General features: G+C 64.1%; 20 protein-coding genes. 10 read left to right on the top strand and 10 right to left on the bottom strand.

All coding sequences use genetic code 11. The features are described from left to right. Window positions 1-15: 15 nt before the first annotated feature. The 5 genes from E1956_RS28145 to E1956_RS28125 are packed head-to-tail and all read right to left on the bottom strand — an operon-like array spanning window position 16 to window position 4,557. A complete protein-coding gene (locus E1956_RS28145) occupies window positions 16-1,014 on the bottom strand; it encodes a DHH family phosphoesterase (protein WP_232072043.1) in 999 nt (332 codons plus the stop codon). Continuing rightward, a complete protein-coding gene (locus E1956_RS28140) occupies window positions 1,011-1,802 on the bottom strand; it encodes an SDR family oxidoreductase (RefSeq protein ID WP_134755414.1) in 792 nt (263 codons plus the stop codon). The genes E1956_RS28145 and E1956_RS28140 overlap by 4 nt, the downstream gene beginning before the upstream one ends. Before the next feature lies 1 nt (window position 1,803). After that, window positions 1,804-2,244, bottom strand: coding sequence for a nuclear transport factor 2 family protein (locus E1956_RS28135; protein WP_134755412.1), 441 nt, complete (start codon window positions 2,242-2,244; stop codon window positions 1,804-1,806). Next, complete coding sequence (locus tag E1956_RS28130) at window positions 2,234-3,451, bottom strand: sulfotransferase family protein (RefSeq protein ID WP_134755410.1); 1,218 nt, start codon at window positions 3,449-3,451, stop codon at window positions 2,234-2,236. The genes E1956_RS28135 and E1956_RS28130 overlap by 11 nt, the downstream gene beginning before the upstream one ends. Then, window positions 3,448-4,557, bottom strand: a complete 1,110-nt coding sequence (locus tag E1956_RS28125) for a DUF1214 domain-containing protein (protein ID WP_134755408.1) — start codon at window positions 4,555-4,557, stop codon at window positions 3,448-3,450. Before E1956_RS28125 ends, E1956_RS28130 begins: the two co-directional genes overlap by 4 nt. 276 nt (window positions 4,558-4,833) lie before the next feature. Here E1956_RS28125 and E1956_RS28120 point away from each other — a divergent pair, with 276 nt between their 5' ends. Both E1956_RS28120 and E1956_RS28115 read left to right on the top strand, forming a co-directional pair. Next, a complete protein-coding gene (locus E1956_RS28120; RefSeq protein WP_232072184.1) occupies window positions 4,834-5,991 on the top strand; it encodes a helix-turn-helix transcriptional regulator in 1,158 nt (385 codons plus the stop codon). 845 nt (window positions 5,992-6,836) lie between these two features. Beyond that, entirely contained in the window at window positions 6,837-7,610 is a 774-nt protein-coding gene (locus E1956_RS28115) for an SDR family NAD(P)-dependent oxidoreductase (RefSeq protein ID WP_134755404.1), read from the top strand. A 70-nt stretch (window positions 7,611-7,680) separates the two neighbouring features. Here the strand turns inward: E1956_RS28115 and E1956_RS28110 are convergent, their stop codons facing one another. Then, window positions 7,681-8,823 carry an acyltransferase family protein gene (locus tag E1956_RS28110; protein WP_134755402.1) on the bottom strand — a complete coding sequence of 381 codons (1,143 nt, stop codon included), beginning with the start codon at window positions 8,821-8,823 and terminating at the stop codon, window positions 7,681-7,683. A gap of 284 nt (window positions 8,824-9,107) precedes the next feature. Between E1956_RS28110 and E1956_RS28105 the strand changes: the two genes are divergently transcribed. The 5 genes from E1956_RS28105 (at window position 9,108) to cysN (ending at window position 15,381) form a co-directional block, all read left to right on the top strand. Next, complete coding sequence (locus E1956_RS28105; RefSeq protein ID WP_028223674.1) at window positions 9,108-9,593, top strand: SRPBCC domain-containing protein; 486 nt, start codon at window positions 9,108-9,110, stop codon at window positions 9,591-9,593. Between the two features lie 100 nt (window positions 9,594-9,693). Continuing rightward, on the top strand, window positions 9,694-10,470 hold the full coding sequence (locus E1956_RS28100) for an SDR family oxidoreductase (protein ID WP_134755400.1): 777 nt from the start codon (window positions 9,694-9,696) through the stop codon (window positions 10,468-10,470). A 16-nt stretch (window positions 10,471-10,486) separates the two neighbouring features. After that, a complete protein-coding gene (locus tag E1956_RS28095) occupies window positions 10,487-11,728 on the top strand; it encodes an NADH:flavin oxidoreductase (protein ID WP_134755398.1) in 1,242 nt (413 codons plus the stop codon). 864 nt (window positions 11,729-12,592) lie between these two features. Continuing rightward, window positions 12,593-13,489 (top strand): sulfate adenylyltransferase subunit CysD, encoded by an 897-nt coding sequence (gene cysD, locus E1956_RS28090; RefSeq protein WP_232072041.1) that lies wholly within the window; start codon window positions 12,593-12,595, stop codon window positions 13,487-13,489. Next, window positions 13,489-15,381: a sulfate adenylyltransferase subunit CysN gene (gene cysN, locus E1956_RS28085; RefSeq protein WP_134755394.1), complete on the top strand. Its 1,893-nt coding sequence runs from the start codon at window positions 13,489-13,491 to the stop codon at window positions 15,379-15,381. The genes cysD and cysN overlap by 1 nt, the downstream gene beginning before the upstream one ends. Window positions 15,382-15,518: 137 nt before the next feature. Here the strand turns inward: cysN and E1956_RS28080 are convergent, their stop codons facing one another. The 4 genes from E1956_RS28080 to E1956_RS28065 form a co-directional block, all read right to left on the bottom strand. Beyond that, window positions 15,519-15,728: a hypothetical protein gene (locus tag E1956_RS28080; protein ID WP_043289061.1), complete on the bottom strand. Its 210-nt coding sequence runs from the start codon at window positions 15,726-15,728 to the stop codon at window positions 15,519-15,521. 147 nt (window positions 15,729-15,875) lie between these two features. After that, window positions 15,876-17,237: a DUF1254 domain-containing protein gene (locus tag E1956_RS28075; protein ID WP_134755392.1), complete on the bottom strand. Its 1,362-nt coding sequence runs from the start codon at window positions 17,235-17,237 to the stop codon at window positions 15,876-15,878. Between the two features lie 226 nt (window positions 17,238-17,463). Next, window positions 17,464-18,105: a MarC family protein gene (locus E1956_RS28070; RefSeq protein ID WP_134755390.1), complete on the bottom strand. Its 642-nt coding sequence runs from the start codon at window positions 18,103-18,105 to the stop codon at window positions 17,464-17,466. A 4-nt stretch (window positions 18,106-18,109) separates the two neighbouring features. Then, window positions 18,110-19,540, bottom strand: a complete 1,431-nt coding sequence (locus E1956_RS28065) for an aminotransferase-like domain-containing protein (RefSeq protein ID WP_134755388.1) — start codon at window positions 19,538-19,540, stop codon at window positions 18,110-18,112. 277 nt (window positions 19,541-19,817) lie between these two features. Between E1956_RS28065 and E1956_RS28060 the strand changes: the two genes are divergently transcribed. The 3 genes from E1956_RS28060 to E1956_RS28050 all read left to right on the top strand — a co-directional run bounded on the left by E1956_RS28060 (window position 19,818) and on the right by E1956_RS28050 (window position 22,454). After that, window positions 19,818-20,753, top strand: coding sequence for a LysR family transcriptional regulator (locus E1956_RS28060; RefSeq protein WP_134757854.1), 936 nt, complete (start codon window positions 19,818-19,820; stop codon window positions 20,751-20,753). A gap of 80 nt (window positions 20,754-20,833) precedes the next feature. Then, window positions 20,834-21,277 carry a DUF1269 domain-containing protein gene (locus E1956_RS28055; protein ID WP_134755386.1) on the top strand — a complete coding sequence of 148 codons (444 nt, stop codon included), beginning with the start codon at window positions 20,834-20,836 and terminating at the stop codon, window positions 21,275-21,277. Between the two features lie 16 nt (window positions 21,278-21,293). Next, complete coding sequence (locus E1956_RS28050) at window positions 21,294-22,454, top strand: NAD-dependent formate dehydrogenase (RefSeq protein ID WP_134755384.1); 1,161 nt, start codon at window positions 21,294-21,296, stop codon at window positions 22,452-22,454. The last annotated feature ends 37 nt before the right edge of the window (window positions 22,455-22,491 follow it).

Here is a 22,491-nt window from a genome sequence, read left to right as displayed (position 1 = left end):
CTGTGCTCTCCCGGTTCACACTCTGAACGCCGCTTCGAAGCGTGCGGCGAAGCCGTCGAATTCGGCTTCCGGCAGATGATTGATGCCCGCCGCACGCTTTCTTCCGCCGCCCGTCTCGAACTGGCGGCAAAAATCGTCGGCGCCGGTTGCGCAGCCGGCGGGCACGCGCAGGCTCACCACGAAACCGCCGCCTGGCTTCGGCGAAAGCACGGCGAGCGCGCGCTCAGGCTCCCGCTGCAACAGCTCGTTGGCGAGCGTGCCGGACGCGCGCCGTGCCCATGCCTCGCCCGGCAGACAGATCAGCCGCGTCCCCGGCACGTCGCGCCCGGCCGGCAGCGCATGCGCCTTCGCCATGTCGTCGCGATAGCCGTCGTTCAGCGCCGCGAACACGTCGCTGGCTTCCACGAACGCGAGCGGGTCGGCGAACGGCAGCAGCGCCTCGGCCAGCGCTTCGGGTGCGAAGTGCAGGTCGTCGACCGTGTCGCCATAGGCGTTGTAGTTCAGCAGGAGCCCTAGCTGCGCGAGCCGCCCGAGCGCCTCGCCGCCAATGCCATGCGCACGCGCGAGCGCTTCGCCGAGCGTGGTCAGCGCGTCGCCGTATGCGCCCACAATCGCCCAGCGCGCGTGGCGGCCGCGGAGATAGCCGTTGACGAGCGCACTCGTGCAGACATCGGGCGCCGTGTTGATGTGTGCCTCAAAGCGCGGATGCGCGGGCAGCTCGCCTGCGAAGTGATGGTCGAAATAGCGCAGCGACGCGCCCTCGTCCAGCAGGCGCAGGGCGTCGTCGCGGTTTTGATCGTGCGATACGTCGAGCACGGTGACCCGCACGCCCGCACCGCCCGCCACGCGCCTGAGCAAGTGAATGTCGCGCTTGACGCCCGTTACCAGCACCGCATCGGGACCTTCGGCCAGCCGCAGTTGCTGCAGCGCGCACAGCCCGTCGGCGTCGCCGTTGAAGGCGTAGATGGGCAGTGGCGCGTCCGCGTTCTTCGTCATGGGGCCACCGTGGCTCATGGCATGAAGTCTCCGCCGTTCGCGTCGAGCGCTGCGCCCGTGATCGCCTTCGCGTAGTCGGAGACGAGGAAGAGCGCGGCCTTCGCGCAGTCGTCGTCATGGGGAATCTCGCCGAGTGCGATATTGGCCGCGATCGGCGCGACGATCTGCTCTTCGGGCACGCCGTGCTCGGCCGCCGCATGGCGCACGTAGCCTTGCACCGGTGCGCCCCACATCCAGCCCATGTGGATCGTGTTCGCGCGTATGCCGTGCGGGCCCAGCTCCTTCGCGAGGTACTTCACCGCGACGGCGAGCGCCCCCTTCGACACCGCATAGCCCGCTTCACCCACGAACGGCTTGCGCACGGCCTGGGTATTGATCATCACGATTGCGCCGCTGCGCTGCGCCTTCATGTGGGCCGCGACCTCCTGCGTAATCGTCATCGTGCCGACGAGATTGGTGTCGAACACCGCACGCCAGCCGTCGAGATCGGCGCTCTCCACCGGCTCGGGAAAGTTGCCGTGCACGAAGGCGCTATTCACGAGCGCGTCGATACGGCCGAAGCGCGCCACCGTCTCCTTCGCAAGCGTGCTGCATTGCGCGCGATCCGTAATGTCCGTCACGCTCTTGAATACTTCGCAGTCCACACCAAGTTCGCGGATGCGCGCTTCGGCATCGTCGAGCTTCGCCGCCGTGCGCGCGGCGAGCACGACCGCGCGCGCGCCCTCGCGCGCCGCTTCGACCGCGAGCTTCACGCCGAGCCCGGGTCCAATGCCGGACACGATCACTACCTTGTTCTTCAAAAGCATCTCAAAGTCCCCCCTCATAGTTGTACGAATAGCAGAGTTCCTGCTCGCGATGGCGGATGCGCCAGCCTTCGGGCGTACGCACGAGCGCGTCCACATACCAGATGCCGAAGAACATCACGCGCTCGCTGCCGTCGGGCGCGCGCCACACCATCGGGTTGTGGCACATCGTGCGGGCGCGCGCGGTCTCGCCTTCGATCTCAACGCTGATGTTCCCCATCATGTGCTGGCTGCGCGGAAATTGCGGCAGCGCCTGCGCGAGGAACGACTGGGCCTCGCGCAGCGTGCAGCGCGGGCCGCCCGTGGCACGGTAATCGATCACCGCGTCTTCGGTGAAGAAACGGTCGAGCGCCGCGAAATCGCGCCGGTCGATGGCCGTGCCGTAATCGATCATGAGATCGTTGATATCCGTGCGGTCGAGCAGGTATTGGAGATCACGCGCCATGGCTCGCCTCGATATGGCGTTCGCGATAGCGCGCGAAATCGCGCTGCAACTGCTCGACGCTCAGGCCGAACTGCTCGAGCGTGTAATCGTGCGGCGCGCGCTTCTCGCGCCCGTTCTGCGCGAGCCACGCCTGCATGCCGGCACGCACGGAGTCCGGGAACGTCATGCCCGCGAACGCATACACCCGTTCGACCACGCCCAGCGGATCGGCCACCGTGTCCTCGAAGCGCACGTCGAGGAAGCGCTCCGCCGGCAGGCTCGCACGCACGTCCATCGCGTGATGGACGGCGCGCTGCATCTGCGCGCTCCATTGCCGCCCGACTTCGCGCGCATCGGGAGCGTCGGCGTAGAGCTTCCAGAGCGTATGCGCCATGCTCGCCATCGACGGGATGGTCGCGGTCGGGTCCCGATGCGTCAACACCACTTTCGCATGCGGAAACACCTTGAACAGCACTTCGAGCGTGTGCAGGTGTTGCGGCGTCTTGAGCACCCAGCGCTGCGCGCCCGGCTCGCCGCGCTGCGCCTTTTGCCATCGCAGGAACTGCAGCATTTTCTTCAGATACGTGTACACCTCGGTATGGTCCTGCTGCGCGAGCCACGCAGTATAGCGCGGCACGTTCGCATACGAGTCCATGGCGCAGAGGAACGAATGCTCCATCAGCATGAACTCTTCGTCGGGCTGCATGGCGTCCAGCGGATGAATCGCGAGGATCTGCGGAATGAAGTGGATCATCTGCTCCACTTCGGCGCGTGCGAGCGCGACGCGCCGCGTGCTCTCGTGCGCCGCTTCGCCTGGCAACGGCGCGGGGTAGCGCGTTTCCCACCACGCCGCCGAATGAAAGCGCGTGTCGGTGGCGAGCACGCGCTGCAGCAGCGTCGTGCCGGTGCGCGGCAGGCCCACGATCACGACGGGATCGTCGATCGGTTGCGCGAGAATCTCGGGATGGCGCTTGCAATAGTCTTCGATCACGAGGCGGTTGACGAGCTGCGCCAGCACTTTCTCGTGCAGCATCGCTTCGCCTTGCGGCGAGAGATTGGCCTGCGTGGCGAGCGAGTCGAACAGGACCGTGAGCGCTTTGCGATAGCTGCCGTCACCGAAGTCGGTCAGTCCCCCTGAGCGCTCGGTCGCGCTTGCCAACAGTCGGCTGACGAGCTGATCGGTGTCCTCGTGCGTCGCGATAGACGCAATCGGGTTGGCGGCGTTCATGCGGTCTCCTTCAGCGTTTCGAGCTTGACCACGCGCGTGGACGGATGCACGGGCGTCGTGGCGCCCACCCAGCGCAGGCACAGCGTGCCGTTGCGATGGCCCGCGGTCTGCAGCCAGTTCGGCACGCCGGGGTCTCGTGCGCTCAGCACCAGCGTGACGCCGCCGTCTTCACGCAACCTTGCCGAATGCTTGTTCAGGCAGATTTGGTGATAGCGATAGTCGAGCGACTCCATCCAGTAGTTGTTGATCTGGACATTCCAGAAATCGCATTCGGGCACGCGCGCCACGTCGATCACGAGCGCCTCGTCGTCTTCGAGCGCCCAGTACGTGTGGTAGTAGAAGATGTTCGGGTCGCCGCCGGCGGCCTGGCACACTGCCTGATCGGCGGGTGGCAGTGCGTTGGCGTGCGCCTGATAGCCCTGCGCCCAGTTGGCGAAGATGCGCGACGTCTGCTCGACGAACGCGGCGGCGCGCTGCAGGCCGTCATGCAGACGCACCGGGTCGAGCGGCGCCGGCTGGCTCGACGCGCCAATGCGCTCGATCTTCAGTTGCGCGGGCTTCTCAGTCTTGCGGTCGAGGAAGGTCTGCCGCACGACCAGCGCGTTCGAGGCGGGGTCCATCGGCAGCCAGTTGCCTTCGTGGCGCTGTGCGCTCAGGACGATCTCGAAGCTGCCATCGGCTTCGACCTGCATGTGATTCGCGTCGATGAAGCCCGTCGGCAGCATCTTGCCGTCGGTTTCATAGCCGCCCTTCTGCGTGCCGAAGCTCAGGTACGACACGGTGCCGCGAGTACCGCTCACACGGTACTCGTGCTTGCCGTTCAGGCGCGCGTACTGATAGAGATTGTCGGGATTGTCGGCCCCGATCTTGGCCGTCTCGTGCGAGGGCGAGAAAAAGCCGGGGAAATCCGCATCCGCGAACTCCACATGCATTTCTAGCGCGATGCGCAAGAGCCGGCTCAGATAGCGGAACCCTTCGGCGCGCGTGAACGCGTCGTGCGGCGCTTCGGGCCGCAGAATCTGTTCGCCGCTGCGCCGCAGCGTCTCGCAAAAGGCGGCCCATGTCTCGCCTGAAAGCAACTGCGCCTCGCCGGTTGGCGTCGTCATGCTCTGTCTCCTCCGTTGTGCCGTGAGGAGACGATACCGATACCGGGTTGCCCGAATCTTCGTCCAGGCGGACTACCCAGGGCTTACCCTCCCGCTTCCCGTGGGGGTGCGGCTGGAGGCCGGCGCGGCTGGCCGTCTAACTCAAAAGGACGATGCGCGCCGCGCCTCGGCTCCTATCATCGTCGAAAACGGCAACCGGGACCGGGCAACGGGACTCGCCACAACGCCATGGAGACGAACAAAGTGTCGACGGATATAGCAGGCGACTGCGAGGGCATTGCGCCAGCCAGCTTCGAGGCGGCCGGCCTTGCGCCGCGCGACGTGAGCGCCCTGCTCGCGCTCGTCTACCAGGGACCGGTAGAAGCCACGCCGTGGGCGGGATTGCTCGAGTGCATCCGCCAACGGCTCGATGCGAGCTTCGTGACGCTTGTGCTGCGCAATCCCGCATCGGGGCGCGCGGGGCTGATCGTCAATGCCTCTGCTTATGGCACGCTGCTGCCGGGCGAGCCCTCATATAGTGAGCATTACTACTCGATCTGCCCTTTTACCACCGTGCCGGCGGGCCAGGCGGTGAGCGCGGACGAACTGTTCGGCGCGGAGGCGTGGTGCGAGCATGAATTCTATCTGCAATACCTGAAGCCGCTCGACCTGCGCTATATCCTGGTCGCCAACATACGCACGCGCGACGCTGTGGATTGTGCTTTCTTTGTGAGCCGGCGCCACGGTGCGCGCGATTATGACACGGCCGATAAGGCATTGGTTGCCGTGCTGCTGCCGCACCTGCAACGTGCGGTTGACCTGCACTCGACGCTCGACGTGCTCGAATCCGAGCGGACGCTGTACGCCGGCACGATGGACCGCATGCTGGTGGGCACCGTGATCCTCGATGAGCATGGCAAGTGCATGAAGAGCAATGGCGCTGCCAACCGTCTGTTTGCTGCGGCCGATAGCTTGACGCTCGTGAACGATGCGCTGCGCGCGCGTTGTCCGGTGGAGGACCGGCGCCTGCAGAAGGCGATTCAGGCGGCGATCAATCACCATTTGATTGCGGCGACGTCGTGTGTCGAGGCCACTACGCTTTCGCGGGCCTCTGGGGAGATCCCGCTTAGTGTGTTGCTGCGGCCCATTCCGCTGAACTATCGGGCTGAGGACCGTACGCGGCGGCCGGCGGTGGCCGTGTTTATACGCGATCCGGCTTCTTCGCCGCAGCATTCCAGGGCCATGCTGAGATCGCTTTATCGGCTTACGCCTACTGAGACCGAGCTGGCGCTGTTGCTTGTGGATGGGCTCACGCTGGATGAGGCTGCCGAGACGCTCGGGATCGCGAAGAATACTGCGCGGGCGCATTTGAGGGGGATCTTTGGGAAGACGGGCGCTACGCGCCAAGCCGTGCTTGTGAAGACGCTGCTTAATAGCGTTGTGTCTATGGTTTGAGAGCTGGTTTGAATATGCGGGCGCGCGATTCTGCTGCGCTATGGGATGCTCATTGCTATATGAGGTAGTGCTTTGCGCACTTCGGTGCGGTGCTTTTATTTGCGCAGGTGATGATGCTTGCCGAGTATTCAGCTTGCTTTTTTGGGGTTATTTTGGCCGGTGGCCTTAACTTGTTTTCGCGGCGGGCCGCAGGCGTTGCCCTGTGGGGCACCTACTTTGCAGCCGCAAAGAAAAGTAGGCAAAAGAAAGCGGCTCACACCGCTAGTGTGACGCAGTCCACCACTGCCCTGTATATCGGAGTGGCTCCGGGGCGTCTGTCACCACTCGCCATCTCCCGGAGTGACCAAGGGCTCATTCATCCGGCGGCGCTGCGCGCGCCGTGGGGAATAACAAAAACTATTGGGATAGACACGTATTCGTGGAACTCCAACGTATTCATATGGAAGCACTCTCACGTATCAGTAGGACTCCAGCATATTCGCCCGGAACCATTCCTGCGCAATCGCCAGTTTGCCCGGCAGAACTTCGCGCATTCGCCACGCAGCACGCCCGGTTTTCCTTGCATACCCTTCCGCCCGCGCGTAGCGCGTGGCGGGATGGATGAGCCCTTTGTCACTTGCGCGGAGTGTGCGAGATGACGGATGCCCCGGAGCCGCTCCGATTGGAAGCGCAGTGGGGGACGGCGTCACACTAGCGGTGTGAGCCGCTTTCTTTTGCCTACTTTTCTTTGCGGCTGCAAAGAAAAGTAGGTGCCGCCCCGCACAGGGGCAACGCCCGCGGCCCGCCGCGAATACAAGTTAAGGCCAACGCCTTAAAAAAGAACTAATCAAACAGGAGCACCAACCATGATCAAGAATGGATTCCCAGAAGGCGCCGCACTGATATTCGGCGGCAACGGCGGCATTGGCCAAGGCGTGGCCCTGGAGTTCGCCCGCACCGGCGTACCGGTAGCAGTCGCCTACCGCTCCAAGGCTGACATAGCAAACCGCATCGCCACCCAGATCCGCGAATTGGGCATCAAATCAAGCACCCACCAGGTCGACGTGACCGACACCGCCCAAGTCCAGGCCACACTGGACGCCGCCATAGAAACTCACGGCCGCGTACACACCATCGTCTGGGCGGCAGGCCCTTTCGTCAACCAACGCCATATCAGCGAGATGAGCCACGAAGACTGGCGTCGCGCCATCGACATCGAGGTCATGGGCTTCTTCAATGCCGCCAAGGCCGCACTGCCCCACCTGCGCGCCGCGGGCGGCGGCTCGTTCGTTGCGCTGGGCTCGGCCGGCCATCTGCGCTGGCCCGATCGTGACGGCCTGTCGGTCGCCCCGAAGGCCGCCAATGAATCGCTGCTAAAGGGCATCGCCCGCGAGGAAGGCCGCTACAACATCCGCGCGAATTCCGTCCTGGTCGGTGTAATCGAGGCCGGCATGTTCCCGCAACTCCTCGAGCAAGGCCAGTTCGACCAGAAATGGATCGACGAAACAATGCAGATGCTCGCCCTCAAACGCTGGGGCAAGCCCGAGGACATCGGCCGTGCCGCCGTGTTCCTCGCATCCGAAAACGCCGCCTACATCACCGGGCAGCAACTGAACGTGTCCGGCGGCTTCGGCATCTAAAGAAATCGTGACGACTGCGCTGCGCGGTGAGGCCGATACCAAGTACCGGCGCCAATCCTCCCAGCGCCTCTCAAACCGCCGGCCGCGTAGGCACCTTCGCGACGAACTTGCGCAAGCGGTGCGCGAGCCGGTGCGAAGGCCGCTCGACAGCGCAGTAAAACGCGTAGCTCGTTGCCAGCGCAACGATTACCGTAGCGAGCCAGGCGAACGTCTGGCCCTGCGGATAGCCGGTCTCGCCGAGAATGGCCAGCGCGAGCTTGTGGCACAGATACAGGCTGTACGACCACGCGCCGAGCCCACCGGCGTAGCGCCAGAATGCGCTGCGGCCCTGCGTGGCCGTTTCCGCTGCTATCCATCCCGCCACGATGAACTGGAACACCGGCAACGTGATATCCGGACCGACGAACGGCAAGAAAGCCGGTTTGATGTGCGAGGTGGAAGCGAGCAGGAACGTGAACGACCCCGTCGCCACGATCGCAATGCGCGCGGCTGCCAGATGCTTCGCGAGCCAGCCCGACACCGCCGCGAGGCCGCGCGCGATGCCTGCCGTAAGCGCCGATGCCCGATAGCTCGCGCGGCCGTCGATGGCGCTGCGATGCATCTCGGCCACGAGACAGCCAAGCAGCCAGCCCGGCAGGTACAGGAAGGCCGTGCCTGCCACGCCATAGTTTTCGTAGACGCAATGCGCGCACACGAGCTGCGTATGCGTGTGGCGGTACCAGACCATCACGGCGGCGGCGAGCGCCACGCCCACGATCATTTCGCCCACGTAGCGAAAGCGGCTGCGCAGCAACGGATAGATCGTGTAATAGACGATCTCGCAGTAAAGCGACCACAGCACCGATTCGAGCAGATTGCCGGCATTGCCGAGCGGCTGGCAAAGCACCGCGACCACGGCGAGCGGCAGCCCAATGCGCACATAGCGCGACGCAAAATAATTAATCGGCCGCAGCGTGGCATCACGGTGATATGCGTTGTGAATGCAATAACCGGAAATGACAAAAAACACGATGACCGCGGCCGGTCCCGCGAAAAGGAGCACGGAGCCCGACCAGAGCGCGCCGCCCACGCCTGCCAGCGAGGCCGGAAAGAACGCCTTGAACGGCGGCGGACCGAAGTGGTAGAGCATCACCCAGAGCGCCGCCATGAACCGGATCGCGTCGATTTTGAGCGATTTGGCCGACGGCGCGCGGGACGCTGGCGCTCCGGACATGATGTGCCCCTTTTGCTAGTCAATGGCTTGGAGCCTACCTGCGCCGGTCGTTAAAAAAAACATAAATAAATCGTCGTATCAATTTGCTCGATGCCAGGGGCAGATGACGCGAGCGGCAATGCATTGCCGGCATGGCGCTATTTCCTGGCATTTCCCCTGGGGTTTGCCCGCCTTTAGTCCGTCCGGACGAAGAAGGCGGGGCCCTGTCGGTGACACGATGGCGACGCGTGAGCCGGCGCATGTGCGCGCCTCACGCGATTCTTTCCCGCCCCAAGGAGGCTCGCATGTCCGACTCGCAATACCTCGTCAGCTCGGTCAAGGTCGATATCGATGCGCCCGCATCGTTCGTCTGGGACATCCTGATCGATCTCCCCCGCTATCCCGAGTGGAACCCGTACACCGTGAAGGTCGAATCGACGCTGCGCATGGGCGAGCCGGTCAACCTGTATCTGCCCGATCCGACGCGGCCAGGCGAGTTGCTCCACGTTGTCGAGCAGCTGGCCGCGTTCGACCGCCCGACGCTGCTCTCGTGGGAAATGATTTCGAGCGCGGACAACCCCGACGCGGCACGCCGCGACCAGATCATCGAGATACTCGATGAAGCGCGCTGCCGCTATCACTCCACCGATCTCTTCCTCGGGCCGACCGCGCCCACCGTGATGGCGCAGCACGGTGAATGGGTGCGCCAGGGATTCTCCGCCGTGGCGCACGCCCTCAAGCAGCGCGCAGAAACGCTGTACCGCGAAGCCCGCGCGACCCAGGCGGTCTGATTTCAATGCAGGCGGCACACATATCGCGCGCACGAGGCAGCATGGCCGTTGAAAGCAAGCGCTCGCCGCCGCCCAGCCACTCCAACCGAAGAGACCACGCATGAAAACCGCAGTCATCACCGGCAGCGCCTCAGGCATTGGCGCCGCCGTCCAGCGGCAATTCGTCGAAGCCGGCATGAACGTGATTGGCGTCGACATCGCGCGCGCCGACGTGTGCGCCGACCTCTCGAGCGCCGCGGGCCGCGAGGCCGCCGTCGACACCGTGCTCGCGCGCAGCGGCGGCGTCATCGACACGCTCGTCTGCTGCGCGGGCCTGGGCCCGCAGGCCGAGCCGGCCACGCTCGTCGCGAGCGTCAACTACTTCGGCACGCTTGCGCTGCTCGACGGCCTGTTCGAGGCGCTCAAGCGCGGCAACCAGCCGTCGGCCGTGGCGGTGTCGTCGAACTCGGCGGTGCTGCAGCCGTGGGCTGGCCATCCGCTGCACGACGCCTACCTCGAAGACGACGAGGCCCGCGTGCATGCGCTCGTGGAGGCGAGTCCCGCCGACCAGGCCGGCTACGCGGCTTATGCGAGCTCCAAGCACGCGCTGGCCGTTGCGGTGCGCCGCCGCGCGGCGTCATGGGGCCATGCCGGCGTGCGCCTGAACGCCGTGGCGCCGGGCGCGGTGCAAACGCCCTTGCTGGAAGCCGGCCTGCGCGATGCGCGCTACGGCGAGGCCATCCGCCAGTTCGTGCCGCCCGTGGGGCGTCGCGCCGAGCCTGACGAAATCGCTTCGCTGATCCGCTATGTTTGCGGCGAGCAGGCCGGGTTCATCCACGGCAGCGTGCTTTTCATCGACGGCGGGCACGACGCGAGCGTGCGGCCGGATGCCTTCTGATTCCATGGAGCACCCCATGCAAGCGACTCACGCGTCCCCGCCCTCGCCCTTTTCGCCGTTGCGCATTGGCCCGCTCACGCTGCGCAACCGGTTCATCAAGGCGGGTGCCAACGAGGGCATGACGCCGGTGGGACTGCCGACCCAGGCCCTCGTGAAGCATCACCGCGATCTTGCGGCGGGTGGCATCGGCATGACCACGGTGGCCTACGCGGCGGTGGCCGCGGACGGGCTGACGTTCTCGCACCAGATGCATATGCACGCGGGGATCGTGCCGCATTTGCGGGTGCTCACGGATGCGGTACATCGCGAGGGCGCCGCTGCTTGCCTGCAGATCACGCATGCCGGCTCGTTCACGATGATGCGCCATGGCGGCAGCCGCACGCCGCCATCGGCATCGAGCGGGTTGAACGCGTTTGGCATGCTCTATGGCGTGTACTTCCAGCGCGCGATGAGCGAGGTCGACATGGTGCGCGTGGCCGCCGAATTCGCAGAAGCCGCGCGCCTCGCGCGCGAGAGCGGATTCGACGCCGTGGAGATCCACATGGGGCACGGCTATCTGCTGAACCAGTTCCTCTCGCCGCTCAGTAATCGCCGCCACGATCGCTTTGGCGGTAGCGTCGAGCAGCGCAGCCGTTTTCCTTTGCATGTGTTGCACCAGGTGAAGGACGCCGTGGGCGCGCAACTAGCGGTGACTTGCAAGTTGAGTGTGAGCGATGGCGCGGCAGGCGGCAACAGTGCGGAGGACTCTGCCGTTACGGCGCGCTTGCTTGAAGACGCGGGTGCCGATCTGCTGACCCTGAGCGGGGGGCGCAATGTGGAAAGTCCCTGGGTGCTGTTCGGGAGCCCCATGCCCACCGAGCAGATGAAGGCTGCTGCGCCGCATCTGTTTGCGAAGCTCGGGGTGAAGATGCTGGAGATGCGCACGCCGCGTAATCTCAAGTTCCGGGAGAACTATTTCCTGCAGGATTCCAGAACGATACGCGCGGCCGTGAAGATGCCGCTCGCCTATGTGGGCGGTGTGCGATCGCTCGACGGCGTCGAGCAGCTGATGGCCGATGGGTTCGATTGTGTTGCACTTGCGCGTGCGCTTATTCATGATCCAGAGCTTGTGGAGCACTTTCGGAGGGGGACGCTTTCGCGTTCTGGATGCAATAGTTGCAATGCTTGTGTTGCCAGGATTTATGACCCCGCTGGGGTGAGTTGTGCACTTGGGCCCGGGAATGATCCCGCTATGACGCAGCGGCTTGCTGTGGGGTGAGAGCCTTTCAGGTTCTCAGGCGTTGGCCTTAACTTGTATTCGCGGCGGGCCGCGGGCGTTGCCCCTGTGCGGGGCGGCACCTACTTTTCTTTGCAGCCGCAAAGAAAAGTAGGCAAAAGAAAGCGGCTCACACCGCCAGTGTGACGCCGTCCCCCACTGCCCTGTAAATCGGAGCGGCTCCGGGGCATCCGTCTTCTCGCACACTCCGCGTTAGTGACAAGGGGCTCATCCTTCCCGCCGCGCGCTACGCGCGGGCGGAAGGGTATGCATGGAAAACCGGGCGGGCGGGCCGGCGATTGCGCTGGGGGGCCACCCAGTAAGTGCGCGAAGGTGCTGACCGGTAAATGCGCTGGGGTTCTGACCGGGCGGGAGTGCTGATTGGTGAATGTACGGGCGTTCTGGCTGGTGAATGCGTGGGCGAGCCGCCAATCGAATACACTGTAGTCCTACGAAAACGCGCGTACATCCCACTGTTTTTTGTCATACCCCACGGCGCGCGGAGCGCCGCCGGATGAATGAGCCCTTAGTCACTCCGATAAACGGCGAGTGGTGACAGACGCCCCGGAGCCGCTCCGATAAACAGGGCAGTGGTGGACTGCGTCACACTGGCGGTGTGAGCGGCTTTCTTTTGCCTACTTTTCTTTGCCGCGGCAAAGAAAAGTAGGTGCCGCCCCGCACAGGGGCAACGCCTGCGGCCCGCCGCGAAAACAAGTTAAGGCCACCGCCAGGAGAACCACAAAAACACTTTTAGTCTAGTCGGACGAAGAATCCGAAGCCTCCGAACAGTTAAGTTCTCCTCCATGCAGCAGCGCAGTTCGCATCCCAGAACCTGCGCCCCAAGCATATTCAATGAGGAGACTATCGATGATGACCCACCTGGAACGCCTCGAAGCCGAGAGCATCCACATCATGCGCGAGGTCGTGGCGGAGTGCGAAAAACCGGTCATGCTGTACTCGATCGGCAAAGACAGCTCCGTCATGCTGCACCTCGCCATGAAGGCCTTTTACCCCGCGAAACCGCCCTTCGCCCTCCTCCACGTGGACACCACGTGGAAGTTCCGCGAGATGATCACCTTTCGCGACGAGACCGCACAGCGCCTGGGCCTGGACCTGCTGGTGCACATCAACCCCGAAGGCGTCGAAAAGAACATCAACCCGTTCACGCATGGCTCGGCGGTCCACACCGACGTCTGGAAGACCCAAGGCCTGAAGCAGGCTCTCGACCACTACGGCTTCGACGCTGCATTCGGCGGCGCCCGCCGCGACGAAGAGAAATCACGCGCAAAAGAACGCATCTTCTCGCTGCGCTCGGAGCATCATCGCTGGGACCCCAAGATGCAGCGCCCGGAGCTCTGGCACCTCTACAACGCGCGCAAGCGCAAAGGCGAAAGCATTCGCGTCTTCCCCATCTCCAACTGGACCGAGCTCGACATCTGGCAATACATCTATCTCGAGAATATCCCCATCGTGCCGCTCTACTACGCAAAGGAGCGTCCGGTGGTCGAGCGTGACGGCACGCTCATCATGGTCGACGACGAACGCCTGCCGCTGCGCGAGGGCGAAGTCCCGCAAATGAAGAAGGTGCGCTTTCGCACGCTGGGCTGCTACCCACTGACCGGCGCCATCGAAAGCGAGGCCGACACCATGCCCGGCATCATCGAAGAGATGCTGCTGGCCAAAACGTCCGAGCGCCAGGGCCGCCTGATCGACAGCGACTCCGCAGGCTCGATGGAAAAGAAGAAACAGGAGGGATACTTCTAATGGCCACCGTCATCACCACCGTCGCCGACGACGTCGAGCGATACCTGAGCGCGCAGCAGGAAAAGAGCCTGCTTCGCTTCATCACCTGCGGCAGCGTGGACGACGGCAAGAGCACGCTGATCGGCCGGCTGCTCTACGAGTCGAAGATGCTGTTCGAAGACCAGCTCAGCCAGCTCGAGGCGGACTCGAAGAAAGTCGGCACCCAGGGCGGCAATCTCGACTTCGCGCTGCTCGTCGACGGGCTCTCGGCCGAGCGCGAGCAAGGCATCACGATCGACGTCGCCTACCGTTTCTTTGCCACGGAAAAGCGCAAGTTCATCGTGGCCGACACCCCCGGCCACGAGCAGTACACGCGCAACATGATCACGGGCGCCTCCACAGCGGACGTGGCCGTGATTCTCGTGGACGCCCGCAAGGGCGTGCTCACGCAAACGCGCCGCCACAGCTATCTCGTCTCGCTCATCGGCATTCGCCGTATCGTGCTGGCCGTCAACAAGCTCGACATGGTCGGCTATGCGCAAGACGTATTCGAGAGGATCACGAACGAATATCGCGCGTTCGCGGCCCAGATCGGCCTGCACGATATCGCGAGCATTCCGCTTTCGGCGCTCGCGGGCGACAACGTCACCGAGACCAGCGCCAACACGCCGTGGTACGACGGTCCCTCGCTGATGGCGTATCTCGAGAGCGTGCCCGTGCAAGACGATGCCCGCCTCACCCAGCCGTTCCGGCTGCCGGTGCAGTGGGTCAACCGTCCGCACCTGAACTTTCGCGGCTACGCGGGCAATATCTCGGCCGGCGAGATCCACCGCGGCGAGCGCGTGCGCGTGCTGCCGTCCGGCCGCGACAGCCGCGTGACGTCGATCATCACCGCGGCAGGCGAAACGGACCGCGCGCGCTGCGGCGAGGCCGTCACGCTCACGCTCGAAGACGAAATCGACATCAGCCGCGGCGACGTGATCGCGCGCGCCGATGCGCCGCCCGCTGTCGCCGACCAGTTCGAAGCCACGCTCGTCTGGATGAACGAAGAGCCCATGCTGCCGGGCCGCCCCTATCTGCTGAAGATTGGCACGCGCACCGTGGGCGTGACCTGCGCGCAGCCGAAATACCGCGTGAACGTGAATACGCTCGAGCACCTTGCCGCCCGCACGCTCGACATGAACGAGATCGGCGTGTGCAACCTGAACCTCGACCGGGCGGTGGCGTTCGACCCCTATGCGGAGAACCGCGATACGGGCGGCTTCATCGTGATCGACCGGCTCACCAACAACACCGTGGGCGCGGGCATGCTGCATTTCGCGTTGCGGCGCTCGCAGAACGTGCACTGGCAGGCTACGGTCATCGACGCCAATGCGCGCGCCACGCTCAAGCATCAGGCGCCGCGCGTGGTCTGGTTCACGGGGCTCTCGGGCGCGGGCAAGTCGACGATTGCAAACCTCGTCGAGCAGAAGCTGCACGCGCTCGGCAAGCACACGTATCTGCTCGATGGCGACAACGTGCGGCACGGCTTGAACAAGGACCTGGGCTTCTCGGAGGCCGACCGCGTCGAAAATATCCGGCGCGTGGCCGAAGTGGCGCGCCTCATGATGGACGCCGGACTGATCTCGCTCGTCTCGTTCATCTCGCCGTTCCGCGCCGAACGCGACATGGCGCGCGCGCTGGCGGGGCCGGATGGCTTCGTCGAGATTTTCGTCGACACCCCCATCTCCGTGGCCGAGCAGCGCGATCCCAAGGGGCTCTACAAGAAGGCCCGCAATGGCGAGTTGAAGAACTTCACGGGCATCGACTCGCCCTATGAGCCGCCTGAGCAGCCCGAGATCCGCATCGACACGACCGTCGACTCACCGGAGCAAGCCGCCGGCCGCATCGTGGACTGGCTCCTGCACCGCTAAAGCCTGGCGCACCGGCCCGCATCGTCCAGTACTCGAGGACGATGCGGGCAGCGTTGTTTCTTCCGAAGAAAACAACGCTTGCCCGACGCGCAAATGCGTGCCGGGCAGTTTTCTTTCACAATACTTTCAAATGGAAATCACATGCCGTGCAAGGCGGCAATGCTCATGCGGGTTCGGTCGACCGGCACACAGTCCTGAGGCTGTCCGCTCGAATCGACCGCGCTGCACGGCATGAAGCCGGCAACATAGCTCTCCTGATCGGGGCCGCCAATCGCATAGCACGCGCCCGCAACAGCAGCGACCGCGGCAACCGTGAACGCGCACACCCTGGATTTCGTCAGCTTCATGGACCGTCTCCCGATCTTGGGGCATTCGTGGCTTCGTGCCCTTCGTCATTCGGCGTCGCGCCGAATAACGGCCAAATTAACGGGGTGCTCGCGCCGCGCCATCGTCCATTCCGACTAGGGTCTAACGCGGGTCTCACCCGGGTCGATTCAAGGAAGCGCTTCCACATCCGGCATCCGGTACGCGCCGCTGAGCACGCTGGCTTTCGGCTCATAGGCGCGCGCGAACAGCATGAACGGCTGGCCCCCGGCCGGCGTGGGCAGCCAGTTCGACAGCTTGTCGGCGGCAGGCGGATCGGACTGGAGCCAGATCTCGATGCTGCCGTCGGCATCGGTTTTCACGTTCGGCGTGCGGCTGCTGATCTGGTAACGGTGGAGGGGGTTGTCCACGAGGAATTGCCCACTCTTGTCCGCCGAATAGAGCGTGACCGACCAGAACGCATTGGAGGGAATGCCGCCGGCCGGCAGCCGCAGCCGGTAACGCTTGCCGCCGCTGAGCGGCTGCCCTTGCGCGTCGGCGAAGGTATTCCAGTAATTGGCTTCGCGTCGGTCGAGACCCAGCATGCCCATCCCGAGCGCCAGCGCGAACGCGCGCTGCTGGTAATCACGCTGCTCAGTGGTGCCAAGCTTGTTGCCGGGCGGGCTGTAGTTGATCCAGCCGTGCGCGTGGCCCTGGGCAAGATACCAGGCGAAGAACTGGTTCTCGAGCTTCGGATAGCTCGCGCGCCAGGCGGCTTTCGTGGCATCGGGCAACGCGTCCCAGCTGCATGGCGCGCCGCAGATGCCGATTGACCGGTACTTCTCGATGAGCGCCTCGTCGCGCTGCGGCGGCGGATCGAGGGCCAGCATCTGATTGACCACATCGACGAAATTCTTCGGATCGCCGGCAACGGGCTGCAGGCGCTGTGGCGCACCGGGCGGCTGCGCGGCGGAAGACGGCGTGCCGGCAGGCGTGATCGTGAAGCCGTCTTGAACCGCATTGGCCGTCTGCTGATCGGCGGGACCGTCCACCGCCACGCGCAGATTCACATACACATCGTTCGTGGACGCGCGCACGACCTTCATGCCCGCGGGTGCCTCACCCTTCCAGTCAGGACCGACCAGCCAGTATTGCTGCGCGCCGGTTCCCGTCGTGCGCCGCCCGGCATAGAAGAACGTGTTCGAATAGAAGTCGATCAGCGTCAGCACGGTGTAGCGGTCGTGCGTGTCCGGCGTGCGCAAGATCACCGGGCCGCGGGCGAGATCGATCCAGGCGGTCGAATAGAGCGCTTCGACGATGGGGCCGTTCGCCCACTTGTCGTCGGGCGTGGCGATCTTGCGCGAATGCGCGAAATGATCGAGCGTCGTGCTGGTTCGGCTGCTCGTGGTTTCGAGCGCGGTCCAGCGATAGGTGGAAAGCAGGTAAAGCGGGTAGGCGTAGTCGAATGCTTCGCCTATCGTTTGTGCTTGCGTGTCGGACTGCGCCCTCGCGGCGGGCAACATCGCCGCCATCAGGCAGAGCGTCGCCCCCATGCGTGCCGCGGAGCCCTTGAATATCCTCGTTTTCGAACCCGCCAATTTGATCCTCCCTGATCCGCCGGCCGCGTTGCGTGCGTCTGCCTGCTTCTGCCTGCGCCTGTCTGTTTTGCAGGCCGATGATCAGGGGACGACCCCGCATACGCCTCGTCCGCATGGACCAGGTAGAAACCCGAAATTCGCTCGCGCGAGGGTGAATCGACAGTGAATCGAGGGTGAATCGCTAATGGACCAGGCCCTTGAAGAGCGCGGTCAAGCTCGCGGTCATCATTTCCACCGCGATGGCGGCCAGGATCATGCCCATCAAGCGCTTGGTAATGGCGGTCACTTTGGGCGACAAGAACCGCCCGATCAGCGGCGCGGAGAACAGCGCAATCGCGAGCAGCGCGAGGAACACGACGAGCCCCAGCGCGAGGCTGGCAACCTCGCCCTGCTTCGTCGCGGTATGGCCAAATACGATCAGCGTCGCAATCGTGCCGGGGCCGACGAGCAGCGGCATCGTGAGCGGGAAAATGGCCACGTCCTGATCGCCACCGCCTTCGCCCAGTTCGCTTTGCCGGGGTGTGTGCTGGGCGCTCGAGGCGCCGTGCAGCATGTCGAGCGCAATGAGCAGCACGAGCAGGCCGCCCGCGAGCCGGAAGTCGTCGATCGTCACGCCGAATACGCCAAGAATGGCGTCGCCCACGCTCACTGAAATCAGGCAGCCAATGGTCACGCCAATGAAGGTGACGCTCGCGATCTTCCGTTTCGTGGCGTCGCTCGCACCCTCGGTCAGGGAAAGGAACACCGGGACATTCGCGATTGGATTCATGATTGCGAACATTGCGGAAAACACCTTCACCGAGAACGAAAGATCGAGATGCATGGCGTCAACCTCGCTGCAGTTCGCCGGCGAGCTTGCCGACGGTGATCACGGCCTGCTCGATTTCATCGGTCCATGCGCTGCTGTAATTGAGCCGGATGAAATTGCGGTACGAGTTCTCGAAGATTGAAAACATCTGTCCGGGGCCGATCGTGATGCCCTGTTCCAGCGCCAGCTTGTAGAGGCGCAGCGCGTCCACCGTTTCCGGCAGCTCGATCCAGAGCACGTAGCCGCCCACCGGCCGCGAGATGCGCGTGCCTTCGGGAAAGAAACGCGACACGATCGCCCGCATCAGATTGGCCTGCTGCGCGTAATGCCTGCGCACGCGCCGCAGATGATGCTCATAGCCGTCACGCTCGAGAAACTCGGCAATGGCGATTTGCGGGATCGTGGCCGTGGTGAGCGTATTGAGGAATTTCAGCTTCTCCACCTGATCGCGATACCGCCCCGGCAGCGCCCAGCCCACGCGATAGGCCACCGTGAGGCTCTTCGAGAACGACGCGCAATGCAACACGAGCCCCTTGGTATCGAGTGACTTCAGCGTGGTGGGATGCGCTTCGCCGAAATAGAGTTCGTTATAGACGCCGTTTTCGATGACCGGAATATCGCGCTGCGTGAGGAGCGCCATGAGCGCGCGCTTGTTCGCATCGGGCATCATGAAGCCGAGCGGGTTCTGGAAATTCGGCATGATCATGCACGCGGCAATGGGCTGCGAAGCGATGATCTCCCCCAGCGCCTCCACATCGATACCGTGCTCGGGATGCGTGGCCACTTCGATGGCATGCATCCCCAGGCGCTCGATCGCGTGCAACATTGCGTAGAACGTCGGCGACTCCACGGCGATCACGTCGCCGGGTTTCGCCACCGCCTGCAGGCACAGATTGATCGCCTCCGTGGCGCCCACTGTCACGACGATCTCGTTCGGGTCGACGCGCATGCCGTTTTCGAGGTAGCGGCGCGCAATCTGGCGAATGAGCCGCGCGTTGCCGGGCGGCAACGCATCGGTCACACCCCAGATCGCCTTGCCGCGGCCCGCTTCATAGGCGTAGCGATTGAGCTTGTCGAACGGGAACGGGCGCGGGTCGGGATACGGCGAGCCCAGCGGCACGGCCTCGTCGACGCCGATCGAGCGCAGCGTCGAAAGCACGAGGCGGCTCACGTCCACCGGCGACGAGATCGGCACCGGCCGCGAAGGCCGCAATTCCGGAATGTGCGCCTGCTCATCGTCCGCTGCATCGCTCACGAAATAGCCGGACTGCGGGCGGCTCACGATCAAGCCGCGACTCTCCAGAAGAATGTACGCGCGCAGCACGGTCGTGATGCTGACGCGGTGCTGCAGGCTCGTCTGCCGTATCGACGGCAATTTCTCGCCGCGCCGATAAACGCCTTGCCGGATCGACCGTTCAAGGTCGTCTGCCAGCTTTTCGTACAGTTTCATCCAACGCCCTCCGTGGCGTTCGTTGGCGCCCTCCTGAGCGAGGCCGATCGTAGCAGAACTGTACTCTTCGGCGCCGCCCCGATTTGTGCATTTCACTCATGAGTCTGCCCCCGTAACCTTTCACCATCGCACCGTCGCCTCGAAGCACGCGACGACATGAATCTGGAGCTTGATGAATGGAAGGGCTGATATGTCCACGAACCTCACTGAAGCACACCCCGCCACGCATCCCCCCGCGCATGCCGCCGAAACGGCCGGCCACGCCAGGGAGCGGCACGTGAATCTGCTGGAAGCCATGCGCATTTACGTGCGAGTCGTGGAGCGCGGCAGCATTTCCGGTGCCGCACGCGACCTCGACATCGGCCAGCCCGCCGTGAGCGAGCGCATCGAGCGGCTGGAGAAGTATCTCGGCTGCCAGCTGCTGCTGCGCAATGCGCGCGCATTCAAATGCACGCCGGAGGGGATCATCTTCCATGAGCGCAGCAAATCGGTGCTCGGCGCCGTCGAGCAGGCCGTCGCGGAAGTCTCGAACGAAGATCAGGTCGTCAAAGGCACGATCCGGATCGCGGCGCCGCATTGCTTTGGCGAAACTGTGCTGCCCGAAGGCCTCAAGCGGATTCGCGAAACCTGGCCCCGGCTCGACATCGAGCTCGTCCTCAACGACCGGCTCGCCGATCTCGTGACCGAGGGCGTGGACATTTCGTTTCGGCTCGGCCAGCTTGGCGACGGCGCGTTCATCGCCTACCCGCAAGGCCAGGTCGGACGGTTGCTGGTGGCGTCGCCCGATTATCTGTCTCGGCACGCAGCGATCACGGAACCGGCCGATCTCGCGAAGCACAGTTTCATCCGCGTCAAGGGCGCCTTCGACGCGGACCAGCTGCCGCTCACGAAAGGCACGGATATCGTGGACAGCATGGCGATCCGCACGGCCATCAAGACCAACCATTGGCGGCCCATGTATGAAATGGTGCTGGCCGGCGTGGGCATTGGCGTGCTCGAAGCGCCTGCCGCGAAAGACGCCATCGAGCGCGGCCAGCTCGTGCAGTTGCTGCCGCAGTACGAAGTGCCGGCGCTTGCGCTGAACCTGCTGATTCGTCCGCAACGCCCGGTGCCGGTGCGCGTGCGCAAGATCGTCGAAACCCTCAAGGCCTATGTAGCCGAAGTGCTCGATAGCCAGCCGCCCACGCACGGCTCGCCGGCACCCGATCGTTAATATCGGCAAAACCTGCGTGGCACGTGCGCGCCGATTGCCTATCTTTAGTAGATGCAGCGCAACGAGACAGGAGTGCGAAGATGACTCAAAAGCTGGTGGTTGCGACCTTCGACAATCTGGATGTGGCGCAACGGGCCGCCCGCGATTTCAAGAATTTCGAAAAGGACGGCGACGGCTTCAAGATCGAAAGCGGCGCGATGGTCCAAAAGAGCGCGGACGGCAAACTCACGGTGCTCAGCCAGTACACCGAGTCGTATTGGGGAACGGTGATCGGCGCGGTGACGGGCGGCCTCATTGGATTGATTGGTGGCCCGCTCGGCGCGCTGGCGGGCGTGACGATCGGGGCCGGCGCGGGGATTGCGGAGCACGTTTTCGACAGCAAGCTCACGAAATCGATTTCAGAGGAGCTCAAGCCCGGCAGCGTCGCGCTCATTATCGAAGCCAAAGAGCCTCCCGAATACGAAATCGAAAACGTCGTGCTCGGATACGGCGGCAAGGTGTTTACGCAACCGTTGTCGTGGTGAAGCGCGGAGCGCAGCGATGGCCAAAGTTCTGTGTGTGCTCTATCCCGATCCTCAAACCGGCTACCCGCCCCGCTATGTGCGCGACGCGATTCCAGAAATCGCCGTCTACGACAACGGCCAGAAGGCGCCCCACCCCAGTGGAGCGCTCGGCTTCAAGCCGGGCGAACTGGTGGGCTGCGTCTCCGGCGAGCTGGGGCTGCGCCCGTATCTGGCGCAGCACGGCCACGAATTGATCGTGACCAGCGATAAGGACGGGCCGAATTCCGCGTTCGAGCGATATTTGCCCGAGGCCGACGTGGTCATTTCGCAGCCGTTCTGGCCTGCCTACCTCAGCGCGGAGCGCATCGCCAAAGCCAAAAAACTCAAGCTCGCGCTGACTGCGGGCGTGGGATCCGATCATGTCGACCTCAAGGCCGCGGCGCAGGCTGGCATTACCGTAGCCGAGGTGACCGGCTCGAACAGCATCAGCGTGGCCGAGCATGTGGTCATGGTCATCCTCACGCAGGTGCGCAATTACGTGCCCTCGCATGCTTTTTCGGCCGCCGGCGGATGGAACATCGCCGAATGCGTCGAGCGCAGCTATGACATCGAGGGCATGCATTTCGGCACCATCGGCGCGGGCAGAATCGGTCTCGCGGTGCTGCGCAGGCTCAAGCCCTTCGGTCTCGCGCTGCACTACACCCAGCGCCACCGCCTCGCGCCGGAAATCGAACGCGAACTGGCGCTCACCTGGCATCCGGATGCGGCTTCGCTGGTGCGCGCCGTGGATATCGTGAACCTGCAACTGCCGCTCTATCCTTCCACCGAACACTTCTTCAATGACGCCATGTTCGCGAGGATGAAACGCGGCGCGTATCTCATCAATACGGCGCGCGGCCAGCTGGTGGAACGCGACGCGGTCGTGCGCGCATTGCAGTCCGGCCAGATCGCGGGCTACGCGGGCGATGTCTGGTTTCCGCAGCCCGCGCCCGCCGATCATCCGTGGCGAACCATGCCCTTCAATGGCATGACACCGCATATCTCGGGCACGACGCTTTCGGCACAGGCGCGCTATGCGGCGGGCACGCTCGAGATTCTGCAGAGCTTTTTTGGCGGGACGCCCATTCGCGAAGAGTATTTGATCGTCGATGGCGGCAATCTGGCCGGAACGGGGCGCGCATCGTATCAGCTAACGTAACGGGGGCGCGCGCGAGCCGCATGGGCTCGCGGCGCCC

The organism is Paraburkholderia pallida (genome assembly GCF_004524855.1).
Lineage (GTDB): Bacteria > Pseudomonadota > Gammaproteobacteria > Burkholderiales > Burkholderiaceae > Paraburkholderia > Paraburkholderia oxyphila.
The sequence above is the reverse complement of the archived record's forward strand: the minus strand, read 5'-3'. Positions and strand labels throughout refer to the sequence as shown.

What these genes read in the sequence shown, in the direction of transcription:
- E1956_RS28070 (WP_134755390.1), bottom strand. Translation starts at nt 18,105, where the DNA reads ATGCATCTCGATCTTTCGTTCTCGGTGAAGGTGTTTTCCGCAATGTTC.
- E1956_RS28140 (WP_134755414.1), bottom strand. Translation starts at nt 1,802, where the DNA reads ATGCTTTTGAAGAACAAGGTAGTGATCGTGTCCGGCATTGGACCCGGG.
- E1956_RS28125 (WP_134755408.1), bottom strand. Translation starts at nt 4,557, where the DNA reads ATGACGACGCCAACCGGCGAGGCGCAGTTGCTTTCAGGCGAGACATGG.
- E1956_RS28130 (WP_134755410.1), bottom strand. Translation starts at nt 3,451, where the DNA reads ATGAACGCCGCCAACCCGATTGCGTCTATCGCGACGCACGAGGACACC.
- E1956_RS28095 (WP_134755398.1), top strand. Translation starts at nt 10,487, where the DNA reads ATGCAAGCGACTCACGCGTCCCCGCCCTCGCCCTTTTCGCCGTTGCGC.
- E1956_RS28115 (WP_134755404.1), top strand. Translation starts at nt 6,837, where the DNA reads ATGATCAAGAATGGATTCCCAGAAGGCGCCGCACTGATATTCGGCGGC.
- E1956_RS28075 (WP_134755392.1), bottom strand. Translation starts at nt 17,237, where the DNA reads ATGGGGGCGACGCTCTGCCTGATGGCGGCGATGTTGCCCGCCGCGAGG.
- E1956_RS28100 (WP_134755400.1), top strand. Translation starts at nt 9,694, where the DNA reads ATGAAAACCGCAGTCATCACCGGCAGCGCCTCAGGCATTGGCGCCGCC.
- E1956_RS28055 (WP_134755386.1), top strand. Translation starts at nt 20,834, where the DNA reads ATGACTCAAAAGCTGGTGGTTGCGACCTTCGACAATCTGGATGTGGCG.
- E1956_RS28050 (WP_134755384.1), top strand. Translation starts at nt 21,294, where the DNA reads ATGGCCAAAGTTCTGTGTGTGCTCTATCCCGATCCTCAAACCGGCTAC.
- E1956_RS28110 (WP_134755402.1), bottom strand. Translation starts at nt 8,823, where the DNA reads ATGTCCGGAGCGCCAGCGTCCCGCGCGCCGTCGGCCAAATCGCTCAAA.
- cysN (WP_134755394.1), top strand. Translation starts at nt 13,489, where the DNA reads ATGGCCACCGTCATCACCACCGTCGCCGACGACGTCGAGCGATACCTG.
- E1956_RS28105 (WP_028223674.1), top strand. Translation starts at nt 9,108, where the DNA reads ATGTCCGACTCGCAATACCTCGTCAGCTCGGTCAAGGTCGATATCGAT.
- cysD (WP_232072041.1), top strand. Translation starts at nt 12,593, where the DNA reads ATGATGACCCACCTGGAACGCCTCGAAGCCGAGAGCATCCACATCATG.
- E1956_RS28145 (WP_232072043.1), bottom strand. Translation starts at nt 1,014, where the DNA reads ATGAGCCACGGTGGCCCCATGACGAAGAACGCGGACGCGCCACTGCCC.
- E1956_RS28135 (WP_134755412.1), bottom strand. Translation starts at nt 2,244, where the DNA reads ATGGCGCGTGATCTCCAATACCTGCTCGACCGCACGGATATCAACGAT.
- E1956_RS28080 (WP_043289061.1), bottom strand. Translation starts at nt 15,728, where the DNA reads ATGAAGCTGACGAAATCCAGGGTGTGCGCGTTCACGGTTGCCGCGGTC.
- E1956_RS28065 (WP_134755388.1), bottom strand. Translation starts at nt 19,540, where the DNA reads ATGAAACTGTACGAAAAGCTGGCAGACGACCTTGAACGGTCGATCCGG.